The sequence below is a fragment of the Streptomyces sp. Je 1-4 4N24 genome (assembly GCF_026239515.1).
Taxonomy (GTDB): domain Bacteria; phylum Actinomycetota; class Actinomycetes; order Streptomycetales; family Streptomycetaceae; genus Streptomyces; species Streptomyces nigrescens.
The window spans coordinates 1,057,264-1,072,293 of the sequence record NZ_CP110836.1 but is presented as its reverse complement, the minus strand read 5'-3'; the positions used below and the strand labels follow the sequence as shown (position 1 = coordinate 1,072,293).

Genomic DNA, 15,030 nt, shown 5'->3' with positions numbered 1-15,030 from the left:
GGTTCGCGCAGCGGGTGCAGGCCCGGGGGAGGGGTACGCAAGCGTGCAGGTCGACATCGTCGTCGACGAGGAGATCAACGGGGAGAGCGACGGCCGGTCCTCGGCGTCCTTGTCCCGCCGGCCGGTGCGGGGCACGGTTCCGGCACGGCACAGCGCGGTTGCCGGCTCACCGCACGCGATCACCCGGATCGTGGCGGCCTCGAACCGGCCGCCGCCGACGGCGGGCGGGGCCGGCGGAGACCGAACGGATCAGCAGTCACCGTGACGATCCTCCCTGACCCCGCGGCCTCGCAGGCCCTGCTCATCGGTGTCCATGATTACGAGAGCCTGACGGCCCTACCTGCCGTCGAGCGCAATCTGGCCGGGCTCACCCGGGCGTTCACCGACCCGGGCTTGTGGGGATTACCGCCGACGCACTGCGTCGAACTTCCCCAGCCGTCGAGCGCCCAGGACGTACTCGACACCCTCAGCAGCGTCGCCCTGCGCGCCACCGACACGTTGGTCGTCTACTACGCCGGGCATGGACTCATCGACCCGCACAGCGACGAGCTGTACCTGGCGCTGCCCGGCTCGGACCAGGAACGGCTGTACAGCGCGCTGCCCTTCGAGTGGGTGCGCCGGGCGATCCTGGACCCGCGGATCGGCGCCCGGCACAAGGTGGTGATTCTGGACTGCTGCTACAGCGGGCGGGCCCTGATGGGCGGTATGAGCGGCACCACCCAGGTGGTCGACCACGCACTGATCGAGGGCACGTCCCTGATGGCGGCCTCCGCGAAGACCCGTAAGGCGCTGTCCCCGCCCGGCGAGGAATTCACCGCGTTCACCGGCGAATTGATCACCGCGCTGACCGAGGGGATCGTCGACGGCCCTTCCCTGCTGGACATGCAGACCCTGTACCGGCACCTCTACATCACGCTGGCGGCCAAGTCCCGGCCGTTGCCCCAGCAGGGCAACCGCAACACCGGCGGGCTGATCGCCCTGGCCCGGAACCGTTCCCACCCCATCCACCGCCCCCAGCCGTCCCCGAAGCCTCGGACGGCCCCGAAGCCCCAGCCGCCCCCGAAGCCCCGGACGGGCCCGGTCTCCCCGGCCGCTTCCCCGACGCCCCGGACGGGCCCGACGCCCCCGGCCCCTTCCCCGGGCCGCTCCCCGGACCCCACCCCTGACGCGCGCGCCGAGGAGCATCCGCAGACCGCCGCACCCCGACAGCACGCGACGCCGGAAGCTGACCGCACCGACGGGCAGCGGCACAGCGGACGTTCGGCCTCCGTCCGGACCAGGACCATCGCGGTGGTGTCGGCGGCGCTGCTGGTCGCGGGAGTGTCCACCACCCTCGCTCTGCTGAACGGGTCCCAAGGGGAATCCGACGGCAAGCCCAAGGGCGGCGTCACGGAAGCCACGTACAACGCCGCTGTCGGCCAGGTCCTCAAGCCAGGGGGCAAAAAGGGCGGCACGCTGAAGTTCATCAGCGCCGCCGATGCCGACTCCTGGGACCCACAGCGCGGCTACTACGGCTTCGTAGGGAACTTTGCCCGCTATTACACGCGTCAACTGGTGACCTACGACCCGGAGTCGAAGGGCACCGAACTCACACCTGATCTCGCCACCACCAAGGCCAGGATCAGCAACCACGGCCGGACCTACACCTACACGCTGCGCAAAGGGGCCACCTGGGAGGACGGGTCGCCCGTCACCTCCAAGGACATCAAGTACGGCATCGAGCGGCTCTGGGCACCGGACGTCATCTCCGGTGGACCGTCCTACCTGCATCAGGTGCTCGATCCGGACGGAACCTACCGGGGCCCGTACAAGGACACGTCACCCACGGGCCTGAAAGCGATCGAGACGCCGAATCCCCAGACCATCGTCTTCAAGCTGCCCCGGGCCAACGGTGACTTCGAGCGGATGCTGGCCATGATGGCCGGCTCGCCCGTGAAGCGGAGCCAGGACGCCAAGGCCAAATACGGCCTCAGGCCGTTCTCCAGCGGGCCGTACAAGTTCCGCTCCTATAGCCCCGGCAGATCGCTGGAGCTGGTGCGCAACCCCCACTGGAAGCCGTCGTCCGACCCGATCCGTAACGCCCTCCCGGAGAAGATCAGCGTCACCATCACCAACAATCCGGACTCCGTGGACGCCGCCCTGATCCAGGGCACCCACCACCTGGCGCTGTCCCCCGACAAGCTGGGCCCGCGCGGCAGAGCCGGGATGCTGTCGGACAACGACCGCAGCAAGAACCTGGACACCCCGCGGTCCGGCTTCGTCCGCTACGCGGGATTTCCGCAGGCGGTCAAACCGATGGGCAACGTCCACTGCCGCAGGGCGGTCGTCCATGCCGCCGATCGCCGCAATCTGCAGACCGCGCTGGGCGGCCGCGTTCTAGGCGGGGACCTTGCGCCGAATCTGCTTCTGCCGGGCATCAAGGGCGCCGACCCCTCGTTCGATCCGTACGGCGTGCTCAAGAACGGCGGCAAGCCGAACGTGGCCAAGGCGAGGGAAGAGCTGAAGGCGTGCGGCCGGCCGGACGGCTTCTCGACCAGGATTGCGGTGCGCAACGACCGGCCGCCGGAGATCGACGCCGCCGAATCGCTGCAGAACGCGCTGGCCAAGGTCGGGATCAAGGCGAAGGTCGAGCAGTTCGACGGAACACGGTCGCCCGACATCGTCGGTGCGCCGGCCGAGGTGAAGCGGCGGGGCTACGGCATCGTCATGGCGAGCTGGAACGCCGACTTCCCAACCGGACAGGCCTTCTGGCGCCCGCTCGTCGACAGCCGGTTGCAGCTGCCGGTCGGCAGCTACAACCTCGCCGGGGTCGACTCCCCGGCCATCGACAAGCTCCTCGCCGAGGCCATCGCCGAACCCGACCCGGACAAGGCCGGTGAGGCCTACGAGCAGATCAACCACAAGGTCGCGGACAACGCCTATTACCTGCCGTTCGTTTACGACAAGTACGTCAGCTGGCGCAGCCCGCGGTTGACCGATGTCCACGTTTCCCCCGCCTACGGCGGTTACGACTTTGCGCGGCTGGGTGTCAGCGGCACCTGACCCCGCACGCTTCGGGATCGATGCCTGCGCCGAGGAACCGGCGCACGTCCGGTGCGGAAACCGCAGTACCAGGACCTGACCGGTGACGGGAAGGCCGAATTGATCGTCGGCATCGAGGCGCCGGACGCGTCCCTGGCGCTGTGGGTCTTCAAGCTCCACCCCGGGGTGGTGACCCGGATCATGGACGCCGGTCCCGACCACACCTAGGACGAGGTCGCCGCGGTGGCCGTCGCACTCGACGCGATGGCCGCCGCGCTCCAGGCCAAGCTGCGCTCGTTCAGTCGTCGTAGCGGATGGTGCCGTCCTCGTCCATCGTCGGGTGGATCTTCGTCGGGCCCTCGTCATCCAGGTCCGAGGGGCGGGGCGGTTCCGGGCCGTCGGGGCCGGACCTGAGCATCCGCTCGATGCGGCAGATCCGGTACAGGGTGTCGTCGACGCGCGCTTCGTTCGCGCGGCCGGCGGCCTTGAACGTCTCGGCGGCCTGTGCGTGGCGGGTGCGTTCACGGTCGCTGAACTGGCGGAACAGGGGCCAGAATTCGGCCATCCCGTCGAACAGCAGCCGCCGTGCGTCATGGGGCGTCGGCATGAGGGCACCGTGCGGACGCCACCCGCGGCCGCGGCGTTCCACCACCCCGAAGCCGACGGGCAGCAGCACGATGTCCGGATGCGAGGTGAGCGCCCGTTCGGAGTCCCGGCGTACCTCAGCGGGGAACCTGGAGCCGGAGTAGGAGAACCCCTGGAGTGCCAGCTTCATGGCACCCGCCATGACGCCGTCCTCCTTGCCGGGGGTAAGGGCGAAGCCCAGGTCCGGCGAGGGGGTCTCCTGCCGGCCGTCCCAAGAGCGCTCGGCCGGTTCCGGGTCGGTCGGCCGCGGCGGCTCCAGGCCGCTCTCGCCGCTGCGGGCGAACTCGTCCCCGCGCACCACCCGGTAGCGCACGCCGAGGACCGTCATCTCATCGACCGGCTCGCGTTCGAGCACCGCCACGGCAGCCAGCAGTTCGCGCCGGACGGCGGGGTCGTCGGTGTCGTCCTTGGCCTTGAACCACAGCAGTGAGTTCAAGCTGTCCCTGGCTTCTTGGGGCACACCACTGGTTGCGGGCCTCAACAGCCGCCATTCCGCGCCGGTTTCGGGATCCTGCGCGGCGAGCCCGAAGACCGGGCCGCGCAGTGCGAGATGCGGATAGCGGTAGGAGGCGTCCACGGCATCGGCCTCGGTCACCCATTCCGTCGGATCGTCGCGGCGTACCAAGCCCTCGTGGAGCCGGTCGATCTGTCGCTTCCAGTCGTCAGCCATGCGCACATTGTTGGGTCTGAGCGGCGGGCCCCGGCCCGAAGGCGGTAAGTGATCAGACCGTGGTGCGTTGAGGGTCCAAAACTGACGGACGTTGTGCGTCGAGCGGTCTCCGCAGGGAGTCCGCGATCGTGGAACGGCGGGCTCGGCCGGCATCCATCCGCCGGCCGGGCCCGCCCCTCAGTCCATCGGGACCGTCAGAGCCTTGCGCATGCTCAGAACAGACCCTGCGTCAGTGCGACCGAGTCGGGTACGGCGACCTCCTCGGGTGCGCTCAGGGGCATGATGCCCAGGATCTGCTGGATGACGTAGTGAGCCGACATCATCGCGCCCTCCTGCCAGCCGGGCAGTGGCGAGATCTGGTCACCGGTGACGAAGAACGCGTCGGTGCCCTCGGGCTGCAGGAGCTGCTTGTAGGCCTTCTTGTGGCTTTCCACCTGCGGCTTCCACGCTGCCCATCCACCCAGCTGGTAGGGCACCTTGTGCCACGCGATGGAGACGCCCTTCTCATCGGGGACGAGCTTTCTGTCCTTGAATTCCGGATGCAGCTGGATGGCGCCTTCGCGCGCCAGCCGCAGGCGCTTCTCCGGGGTGAGCTTCCCGAGGGTGTCGGCCGCGCCATCGAAGTTGTACGCGCCGGTCAGGGTCCCCTTGTCGGAGAAGTAGTCGTTGGACGGATACCACATCTGGGTGATGTTGTGGCCGGTCCAGCTGATGCCTCCGTAGATCCCCTCGGTGTCGTCCCAGGCGCCGAGATCGCCCTCCCAGAAGCGGCGGTTCGCCTGCCAGCCGACCTTGCAGGTCTTCTCGAATTCCACGAGGCGGATCGCCTGCTCGAAGGGGTCCGAGAAGCGGGTCAGCTTGACCTTGCGGAGCACCGGGGCCGGGATGTTGCTGACGCAGTAGCGGGCGTCGTCATGGAACTCGTCATCGCCCTTGCGGTACGTGACGGTGACCCCGAGGCCGCGCGGATCGATCTCGATCTCCCGGACCTCGGCGCCCAGCACGAACGTCGCGCCGGCCCGTTTGGCCTCCCGCGCCAGTGCCTTGACGATGTGGTCCATGCCGCCGACCGGCTGGAACATCGTGGCCTGCCACAGATAGTCGACCGGCTGGTAGAAACGGGCCTTCCAGAAGCCGGAGTGCACCAGCTCCTCGAAGGACAGCGGCGGGGCCGATACCGGCCACTCCTCGATCTCGGGCCGGTCCAGGTAACCGGAGCGGGTGGAGCCGCGGTACTTGCCGTTCGCGTCGAGCGCGCCGAACACCCGCAACAGATCGCGCAGTTCACCGGTGAACGCGTCCCTGCTGACCAGTGTCTCGGCGAGCTTGGCCGCGATGTGGCCGCGGGTGTCGTTCGCCACCCGCCGGTTGGGCCAGGTCACCTCGGCATGCGGCGGGCGCACCCGGTTCGCCGTGGTCTCCATGATGTACGGCTCCAGTGCCACACCGAAGTCCCGGCAGTACGTGAGCACCCGGCGGTGGTGGTACGGGATACGGCCGGGCCCGAGGTTGAGGTACAGGCCGTCGTCGAAGGCGCAGGTGTGCGTCGGGGTGACGACGCCGTGGTCATCGAGCTCGTAGAGCTTGTCCCCCTTGCGTGCGGTGCGGTTGCGGCCGCCGACGCGTTCCTGCGCTTCCAGGACGGTGACCCGGTAGCCGAGCATGCTCAGTTCGTACGCGGCCGTCAGGCCCGCGACACCGGCACCCAGGATCAGCACCTTGGTGCCCTCACCCGGGCTTCCGACGGGCCGTACGGCGCCGGTCCAGCCGGTGGCCTCCGGCCCGGACAGACCGCTCATGGCGTGCCGGAGTGCCTCCGCGGAGTCGTCGAGGGTGGCGCTTGCAGCGGACCGCTGTTCGTTCGGGCTGGTCATACCGCTTTCCCTTCCGACGGTGCGCCGCCGGACGGCGGACAGTTCTCGGCGATCTTGTACTTGAGGGCCTCGGGATAGTCGTGCCGGTCCAGCTGCACCCGCACGACGACCGGGCCCTGATTGATCGCGTCACTGGGCTCGGCGATCCGCTTCAGCAGATCGGTGAGTTCGTCGTGCCGGCGGACCGCGAAGCCGTGCATCGGGTTCTTGGCGGAGCCGAAGACGTCCGCGAGCTTCTCGTACCGCCAGGGGTGCAGCTCGTTGTAGAAGTCGGCGCCGTCGGAGCGCGGTGTGCCGTTCTGGTAGTAGCAGGGGTGGACGAGCATCTGCTCGATGCCGTAGAACGCCTCATTGTCCAGCACGAACACCACCGGGCGCAGACCGTGCCGCACATGGGTGGACATCTCCTGGCAGGTCTCCTGGAACGAGCCGTCGCCGACGAAGACCATCGGGCGCTTTCCCGCATGGCTTCGGCCGAGCGCGACCCCGGTGGCCGCGCCGACCGAGTAGCCGATGGACAGCCAGCTGTTCTGCGCCACGTACGAGGCGCGCTCGGCCATCCGCAGATTCATCGAGCCGATCAGCGCGAACGCGGCGTCGCACACCACGGTGAACGGATTGCTGCGCGCGCCCGGCGGCTCGCTGGTCTGCTCTTCGAGGAAGGCGTTGATATGCCGGAAGAAGCTGTCGTACGTCACGGTCTCCGGGTACGGTCCGCCGGTCTGGGAGGCCAGATGGGCGGCGGTGCTGTCGGCGACCTGGAGGCCGTCCTCGTGCGCGCGGGCGAAGTAGTCCGCGGCGAAGGCACCGTCCCCGAACTCGGTCACCAGGCGTTCCCGCAGCGCGGGGAGGAACCGGGCGAGCTGTACATCGGGGAAGTACGAGGCACCGACATGCACCCCGTCGTGGGCGGCGACCGCCCAGTCGTCACCGATCGACCGCACGCCGCCCAGGTTCTTCGAGGTCGCCCACGAGCCCAGCCCGATGCGGCAGCCCGCGTTGTTGAAGACCTCGGCGACCTCCGGATTGCTGGCCTTGCCGTTGTAGACACCCGAGAAGCCCGGGGTGTACTCGGACACCACGGACTTGGCGCCGATGGTGGTGCAGAACGGGATACGGGTCTCGCGCACCAGCCTCTCGAACTCGTCGGACAGCCGGAAGCGGTCGATCTCTTCTCCGGCCCACAGGATCGGATTGCCGTGGTGCCGGACCAGTTCCACACACGCCGTGACCGCGCGGTCGAGCATGCGCTCGTTCTTCACGGTGACGGGCCGCTCGCGCCGCGTCAGCCGGCCCTGCGGTGCGGGGCACTGCGCCTCCCAGAGGTCATCCATGACCTCCAGATAGACCGGCCGGCGGTGGGAGAGGCACGCGGTGATCGCGCTGTCGATCTGGGTGGGGGCCAGACCAGGGTTGGAGAGGGACTGGGCGTCCACGGTCACCTGGCGGTAGACCTCCAGGTTGCTCTCCGGCCGCTGCGACATGTGCGAGGTGAGCAGGCCGATCGCCTGCTGGTTGAGCCACTGCTCGTACGACGGAGCGGCGTTGATCGCGATCAGCGGTACGTACTCGGCGAAGGCGCCGCCGATCGCGTTGAGCAGGTTGAACGCGCCCACGCTGTAGGTGACCGCGACCGCGCCGATGCCCTGCTCGCCGAGCGCGATCTCCGCGTCGGCGGACGTCACCCGGGCATAGCCGTCCGCGGCCTGGCCCGCGCCGCCCTCGGTGGGGGTGCCCACCCAGCGCACCTTGGTCTTCTCGTGCAGGGTCGACAGGAACGGGCCCAGGTGGTCGCCCGGAACGCCGAACAGATGGGTGATGCCGAGCTGTTCCAGCCTGCGGGCCAGATACTCGGCCACGGTGCACGTCGGGGAGGTGGTCATGACGTCAGCACCCCCTCGCGCGGCTGTGCCGACGACCCGGTGACGGCCCGGCCCTCGCGGGACGCCGCGGCCCGACCGCCGAAGGCGCTCTCGTCCGCCGCGGGAGCCTCGTTGACGGCGATGGCGGCGCGTACGGCCGTCTCCACCGCGCCCTCGATCCAGGCGTGCTTGAGCGACACATGCTCACCGGCGAAGTGCACCGGCCCCTCGGGCCGCACCACATCGAGGTGGAAGCTGGTCATCTGATGCGGGGTGTAGACGGCGGCCTCACCGCAGGCGTACGGGTCGCGCAGCCAGCTCTGGGTCTGGCCGGCCCCGGTGTAGAAGACCTCGATCCGGCGGCCGTGCACCGACTGGAGGTTGAGCAGGGCGTAGCTGTAGCGCTCGGCGTCCTCGAAGGAGTCCCAGCGCGCGGCGTCGTCCGACCAGGAGTAGCCCGCCAGCACCACACCGCCCTGACTGCCGGGGACGGGGTGCGAGGGGTAGTACATGAAACGGTTGGGGTTGTCGGTGGTGGAACCGCCGCCGTAGGCATGCGTGGCCGGCCGTACGCCGCCGCTCAGCGGGGAGTTGCGGTAGTACTCCACCTGCTGTGGGCTGATGCGCTTCTCGTCCACGCTCGGATGGGCGCCGAGCAGCCCCGTGGGCAGGTCCCGCAGGCTGTGCGGAACGGCCAGCGCGGCCTCGGCGTCGTCCTCGCCCCGCTGCTGGTAGTAGTCGTACAGACCCGGCGCGACGGCGTCGAGCTCCCGCTTCCAGTCCTCCTCGGTGAACTCCCACCAGCGGCGCGAGAACTCCAGGAGCACCTTGGTGGCCTGGTCGTAGTGCGTCTCGATGACGGCCCGGCGCTTCTTGTACGAGAACTGCGGGGTCACGGCGGTGAACCGCAGGCTGGAGAACGGGATGGTGACGATCGCCAGGTCCCCGGTCCAGGTCTCGACCTCTCCGGACGGATCGCCCTCGGGCACGGTCTGGATGGCGACGGCGGGGCCGCCCGGTCCGGCGAGTCCGCCGTGATGGCCGTCGCGGCCGGGATCGTAGTACTCCAGCCGGACCATCCGCTGGCCCATCACGATCTGGTCGCGCAGATCCTTGGCGAGCGCCTCCGGGAGCTTCCGGCTGCCGCCCTCGATCTCCCAGTAGGTGGCGGTGGGGTCGATGTCGCTGCGGCCCAGGAAGCTGTGGAAGAAGGCGAGGTGCAGCCGCGAGGTCATGTTCTCGATCGTGCCGATCGCCTCGATGGCCTCATCGCTGAACCCGGCGTACTCGCGCAGGAAGCGGCCCATGGAGAAGCCGTCGAAGTCGCGGACGACCCCGGCCCAGCCGTCCAGCCACTCCTTGAAGGGCTTGTTGACGCGCTTCCCGTCGCTCTGCAGCACGGAGTAGTAGTCGCGCACCGGCTCCAGGGCCTGGTTGACCATCTCGGACACGGTCAGCCGCGATTCGCAGCCGGTGAGGTGGAAGCCCTCGTTGATCTGGGACGGGTCCTTGGCGTAGTGGGCGCGGCGCACCTGGGCGCGGTTGGTGCGGATCCAGGTGTGGTTGCGCTTGTCCGGCTCCCGGAACTCGGGGCTGGGGTCGCCGTTCGTCCAGATCTTGCCGTCCTTGAACGACTTGTAGACCACCGGCGGAACGGGGGCGGTCTGATTGCCGGTCGACGGATCGATGTCGACGTTGAAGAACAGCCGCCGCTTCAGGCCGAGTTTGTCGATCAGCGCCAGGGTCAGTGGATGGAAGCTGGGCAGGCGCATCGCCCCGGCCTCCGCGTACTGCGCGGGGTCGGTGAAGGGCGGCGGCTCGCCCTTCTTGGCGTGGAAGGTCTTGATGCGGCCGCCGACCCGGTTGGCGTTGGCCTCCAGGATCGTCACATCGTGCCCGGCACGGGTCAGCAGATCGCCGGCCACCAGACCGGCGATGCCCGCTCCGACGATCAGGATGCGCTTGGGTGCTGCGGGGCGCTCCAGCCCCTTGTCGATCAGTACGTCGAGGTAGCGCAGCTTGAGGTCCTCGTTGGCCGGCTCGGGGCCGACCAGCAGGAGTTCACGGGCGAGCTGCTGATAGGTCTTCTCGTTGGCGCGCTCGGCTCCGGCGCGCTCACCGCGGAGCTCATGACGGCTGTCGTTCATGGCGGCTCAGCCCTTCTCGTGCAGGGACTGGTGCGCGGCGAGCCGCCGCAGGGTGCTGATGGAGGGGGTGAAGGCGTACACCGCACCGGTGGTCTGCACGAACCGGTTCATCGAGACGGTGCCCTCCTGGCCGTCTTCCAGCACGATATGGGCGTCTGGGCTGCCGGAACCGCCCTGCCGGATGGTGCCGGTCACCTTGTCGATGCCGTTGGGCGCACCACTGTCTCCGGGCAGGAAGTTGGGGTTGTTCGACCAGGCCCGCTGCAGGAACTCGAACTGCCGCTCCAGCGAGGTGCCATAGCACACGAACATCAGGCCGCGGTCCGTGTCCCCATTGCTGCCCGTGTACGCGGGACCGTACGGAATGCCGCGGCGCATGACGCGGTGCTTCTGGGTGGGCTCGAAGTGACGGGGATGCGACCTGCGGATGTGCGCGGCGCACGGGGTCTGCTTTCCCTGGCCGTCGTTCGCGTAGGTGAAATCGTTGCGCTCCGGACCGACCCCGGTCACCGGGTTCTCGCCCTGCGCCAGGGGCGTGCCGTCCTTCTTGCGGCCGACCAGACATGCGCCCAGCAGATCGGGGGAGATGCCGTTCGGCCGGAACTTGGCGGCCTCGCGTACCACGGCGTCATTCCAGGCGGGTACGTCCTGTCGCAGCCGGCGCACCACCTGGAGCGAACCGTTGTCCAGCCACTGGGGAGCCTCGGGCGGTGCTCCGCTCTCACTCTTGTAGCCGAAGACGAACTCGCCGGGCTCGACCAGGGTGGATCCCGGGCGGTTGTCCCGGAAACCGGGATTGTCCCGGTCCTCGCGGTGGAAGTCCTTGACTCCCGGCTGGGAGATGCCGTCCTTGTACCCGAAGTGCTCGTGTCCGCGCAGATCTCCGGTCAGGGTGCGGCCGTCGTCCTGGTGGACCAGCGTCACCTCGTGCGCCGCATCCGCGGCGGCGATGTTCTTGAGCTTTTCGTTCAGCGCCGCCTCCGTGTCCGCGGCGACGATCAGTACGGCATGAACGCCGGTCCCGGTCCGGTCCGAGCCGAAATGCCAGTGCTCCGGTGCGCTCGTACCGTCGTCGCCGAGGTCCGCCGCCTGTCCGGCCGCGCCCTTCACGAACGACGCGAACGGCGCCAGATCCTGCTTCACCTTGTCGGGTTCCCGGGCGACCTGGAGCAGGCCCTGGAACGTCAAGGACACCCCGACCCAGGTCGCGGCGATGGACGGATCCTGGCCGTAGGCCCGGCGGGAGAGGGAGAACTCCTCATTGAAGTCCTCGACCGTAGCGGTCACCGAGACCGTATTCAGCATGACGGACAGCCAGCCACGGCCGCCCGCACCGTCGGCGAAGCGCACATAGCGGAACGCCATATAGTCCTTGTTGAAAGCGGAAAGAATGTTTCCCTGGATTTCCAGCGATCTGCGCAGCGGCGGTTCCGGAAGCTGTTCAATTTCCGGGGCGCCAGTCGGACGCAATGAGGTAGTGGTCACTTCTCTCCTTCAGGGCGGCTGCGGGTGCTCCGGGGGCATCAGTGATTTCGCACGCGGGCGAAGTCGGCTCCCGGCACGCAGGGGTGGAGGTCGATAGGGAAGGGGCGCAAGGGCACACCAAAGCCAGCCGGTGTACGGCTTGTGCCGCCAGCCCAGCACCGAACCGGCCGGCTCGCAGAAGCACCGACGCCAACCGGAGTACAGGGCCACCCGTACCGGTGAGATACGCCCCGGCGCCGCGCCGAATCGGAGAACCTACCCGCCTGGGCGGCGTCCTCATGCCCACAGACGCTCCGCACGGAAGCGCCGGTCCGCCGAGGCCGCCACGGGGCAGCCGGACCGTGCCTGGGGCATGGGCCGCACAGAGCCGGGGAGACCGTGAGTGCGCCCTCTTTGCGCCCCCTGGATCACTACGTTTGCGCTGTTCACCACCCGTACCGACCGGCAGTGCCGTGCCCGCTTCGGGCGTGGGTGCGGGCCTTCACACCTTCTGTTGAAGGCCGTGAGGTGCAGGCTCGGAGCGACGGGAATCAGCAGATCCTTCTCCGTGGTCGGGCGCGCTGCGCGCCCACGACGGAAGGAAACGGCTATGCGACGCACCATCGTCGGCACATGCGCTGCTCTGGGGGCTCTGGCCATCGGGCTGGCGGGTCCGGCAACCGCCGCTCCGGTTCCGGTGACGGCGCTCAACTGCGATGGCGACACCTACCAGTGCACGGCCAACCTCCGCTTCGGTGACAACAATTGGAAGGCCAGCTGGGGGGCGAACATCTTCCATCAGACACCCCGGTCCGCCTATCGCGCCCCGGTTCCGGTGACCGCTCTCAACTGCGACGGCGATACCGGAAAATGCATTGCCAATCTGCAGTTCGGCGACGGGTACTGGCGGGCGAGCTGGTCCGCGAACATCTTCCACCAGGCGTTCCGGTCCGCCGACGGCGCACGGCTTGCGGCTCCCGTTCCGGCGAACAGCCTGAACTGTGACGGCAATGTCGGCAGGTGCTCCGTCAACCTCCAGTTCGGCGACGGAAACTGGAAGGCCAACTGGCCCGCGACCATCTACCACCTGTAAGCGGCCCTCCCCTCAGCCAGGGGACCGAAGAACAGGGAGTGGGCCCGGGGACGAGCACTATCAGTCCCCGGGCCCGTCGTGTGACCTCAGCCGGCCGCTATCGGTACCTACCTGCGGGAGCCGCGCTCCCCGTACGCCTGCCGTCCGCACCCACGGCGCAGAAAAGGCGGCAACGGAATACCCGCGTACGCCGGGCCACGGTGCGGGAGTGACGCTCATCTACGTATTGTCATATTGATCGCCGAACGCATCATTGCTGTCACGTACACGCCTTCTTCCGATCCGCCGGGAACCCTACCGTCGCAGACACCCAACATTCGACGGCGGCAACTTCCGTTCCGCACAGACCCGTTTCACGAATGGATTCGTGAAACGGCGACGGAGTGGCGGCTGCCCAGGGAGAAGTCATGTCCGAAGTCATACAGCAGCAAGGAATTCCGCAGGCCTCGGGCTCCTGGCCCGGTGGGGACGGGGGCGGGGGAGACTGGCCCAGATATCCGAGACTGTACAACGCCATTCCGGCCTCGGGACCGACCTCCGGAGGCAACACCGTCCTGCTCACCGGGTCGGGCCTGCTGGGCACGAACCAGGTCACCTTCGGCGGTGTCCCCGCCACCATCATCGCCCAGGACCCCTCCGGCAACTCGGTCACCGTCATCGCACCGGCACACGCCGTGGGCACCGTCCAGGTCATCGCCACCACACCGAGGGGCCATTCCAACGCGGTGAGCTACACCTACACCGTGACCCCGCCGACCGGTCCGACGGTCACCGCGCTCGTCCCCGCCAGTGGGCCCACCACCGGCGGCACCGCGTTCGCCATCATCGGAACCAACCTCACCGGCGGGACGGTCACCTTCAACGGCGTCGCGGCACTGGGAGTGTCCATCAACGCCATGGGCACGGTGCTCACCGGCACCACGCCGCCCGGCCCCGCCGGCAACGTCCCGGTCGTGGTCACCACACCGGCCGGCAGTACCACCGTCGCGGGCGGCTTCACCTACACGGCACCTCCGCCCGTGGTGACCTTGCTGTCGCCGTCGTCGGGGAGTACGGCGGGTGGTACGGCGTTCGTGGTGACGGGGAGCAATCTGAGTGGGGCGTCGGTCACGTTCAACGGGGTGGCGGCGACGGGGGTTTCGGTCAATGCGTCGGGTACGGCCCTGGTCGGCTTCACCCCGGCGGGCCCGCTCGGCAACGTCCCGGTCGTGGTCACCACACCGGCCGGCAGCACGGTCGTCGCCGGCGGATACACCTACACGGCACCGCCCCTGCCGGTGGTGACCTTGCTGTCGCCGTCGTCGGGGAGTACGGCGGGTGGTACGGCGTTCGTGGTGACGGGGAGCAATCTGAGTGGGGCGTCGGTCACGTTCAACGGGGTGGCGGCGACGGGGGTTTCGGTCAATGCGTCGGGTACGGCGCTGATCGGCTTCACCCCGGCCGGCCCGCTCGGCAACGTCCCCGTGGTGGTCACCACGCCGGGCGGCAGCACGGTCGTCGCCGGCGGATACACCTACGTGTGAGCGGACGCTGCTCCGGCGGCCGCGGAGCAGCGTCGGCCCGGGACGGTCCGCTTCCGCGGTGACCCGGCGAGCAGTGCCACCGCGCCCGCGCCTCGCCCGGCAGGGATCGCCCCCTCCCGTCCCTGGCGGCCGCGGCCTGGGTGTGGTGTCCCGGCGTGTGGGTGACGGGTGACACGCCCAGGGTGGCGCTACGGCGCGGCGAGGGCCTTCTGGCTCGGTGTGGATGGCGACATCCGCACCGATGCCAGGAGGCCCTTACGTGTGTTGCCAGGGTGTCAGTCGCCGCGCGCCCTGCCCCTCCCGCCCGCACAAGAGTGTGATCCGCGCCACTCTCCCGCCCCGCAATCCCTCAACGCCGCAGGTCAGAAGCTCAACGTGAGCAGGCGACTGCGGATGGTCATTTTTGGTCCACGGATCCGATTAACAATCCCGGCTTCGCGAGCGGTCTAGGGGCAAGAGAGCGGTCTTCGCCGGCGTCATCCGGACGCTGGCGAGTTCACCGCGAACATCGAAAGGAGAGGCAGTGGATCACCAGTGGCCCTGGGGCACGCCAGCCATGGGCGGCGCGGCCAGGACGACCCCGGCTGTGCTCCGCGCCCGTGCGCGCGAGAGCACCCACACCGCCTCGCGGACCTGCGGCCCGTCGGCCTGCAGCACGTTGTACGACCCGGACCGTGACAGCCGGTGCGGTGCCGAACGGGATCTCCCTGGGCAGGTCCATCCCGGTGTCG

The 15,030-nt window shown here is 68.9% G+C and carries 10 protein-coding genes; 5 read left to right on the top strand and 5 right to left on the bottom strand.

What is annotated here, in order from left to right; genetic code table 11:
* Positions 1-43 precede the first annotated feature (43 nt).
* The 3 genes from SLV14N_RS04425 to SLV14N_RS04415 are packed head-to-tail and all read left to right on the top strand — an operon-like array spanning position 44 to position 3,249.
* Positions 44-265, top strand: coding sequence for a hypothetical protein (locus SLV14N_RS04425; protein ID WP_263268181.1), 222 nt, complete (start codon positions 44-46; stop codon positions 263-265).
* On the top strand, positions 262-3,042 hold the full coding sequence (locus tag SLV14N_RS04420; protein ID WP_263268180.1) for an ABC transporter substrate-binding protein: 2,781 nt from the start codon (positions 262-264) through the stop codon (positions 3,040-3,042). The genes SLV14N_RS04425 and SLV14N_RS04420 overlap by 4 nt, the downstream gene beginning before the upstream one ends.
* 51 nt (positions 3,043-3,093) lie before the next feature.
* On the top strand, positions 3,094-3,249 hold the full coding sequence (locus SLV14N_RS04415; RefSeq protein ID WP_263268179.1) for a hypothetical protein: 156 nt from the start codon (positions 3,094-3,096) through the stop codon (positions 3,247-3,249).
* A gap of 70 nt (positions 3,250-3,319) precedes the next feature.
* On the opposite strand, the gene SLV14N_RS04410 is transcribed toward SLV14N_RS04415, so the two are convergent.
* From SLV14N_RS04410 to SLV14N_RS04390, 5 genes are all read right to left on the bottom strand, one after another.
* Positions 3,320-4,336 carry a DUF5954 family protein gene (locus SLV14N_RS04410; protein ID WP_263268177.1) on the bottom strand — a complete coding sequence of 339 codons (1,017 nt, stop codon included), beginning with the start codon at positions 4,334-4,336 and terminating at the stop codon, positions 3,320-3,322.
* A 212-nt stretch (positions 4,337-4,548) separates the two neighbouring features.
* Positions 4,549-6,210, bottom strand: a complete 1,662-nt coding sequence (locus SLV14N_RS04405; protein WP_208679825.1) for an FAD-dependent oxidoreductase — start codon at positions 6,208-6,210, stop codon at positions 4,549-4,551.
* Positions 6,207-8,093 (bottom strand): alpha-keto acid decarboxylase family protein, encoded by a 1,887-nt coding sequence (locus SLV14N_RS04400; protein WP_208679824.1) that lies wholly within the window; start codon positions 8,091-8,093, stop codon positions 6,207-6,209. The genes SLV14N_RS04405 and SLV14N_RS04400 overlap by 4 nt, the downstream gene beginning before the upstream one ends.
* Entirely contained in the window at positions 8,090-10,219 is a 2,130-nt protein-coding gene (locus SLV14N_RS04395; protein WP_208679823.1) for an FAD-dependent oxidoreductase, read from the bottom strand. Before SLV14N_RS04395 ends, SLV14N_RS04400 begins: the two co-directional genes overlap by 4 nt.
* A 6-nt stretch (positions 10,220-10,225) precedes the next feature.
* Positions 10,226-11,704: a Dyp-type peroxidase gene (locus SLV14N_RS04390; protein ID WP_336298235.1), complete on the bottom strand. Its 1,479-nt coding sequence runs from the start codon at positions 11,702-11,704 to the stop codon at positions 10,226-10,228.
* 589 nt (positions 11,705-12,293) lie between these two features.
* Between SLV14N_RS04390 and SLV14N_RS04385 the strand changes: the two genes are divergently transcribed.
* Both SLV14N_RS04385 and SLV14N_RS04380 read left to right on the top strand, forming a co-directional pair.
* Positions 12,294-12,776 (top strand): hypothetical protein, encoded by a 483-nt coding sequence (locus tag SLV14N_RS04385; protein ID WP_208679821.1) that lies wholly within the window; start codon positions 12,294-12,296, stop codon positions 12,774-12,776.
* A gap of 407 nt (positions 12,777-13,183) precedes the next feature.
* Entirely contained in the window at positions 13,184-14,299 is a 1,116-nt protein-coding gene (locus tag SLV14N_RS04380; RefSeq protein WP_208679820.1) for an IPT/TIG domain-containing protein, read from the top strand.
* Positions 14,300-15,030 lie beyond the last annotated feature (731 nt).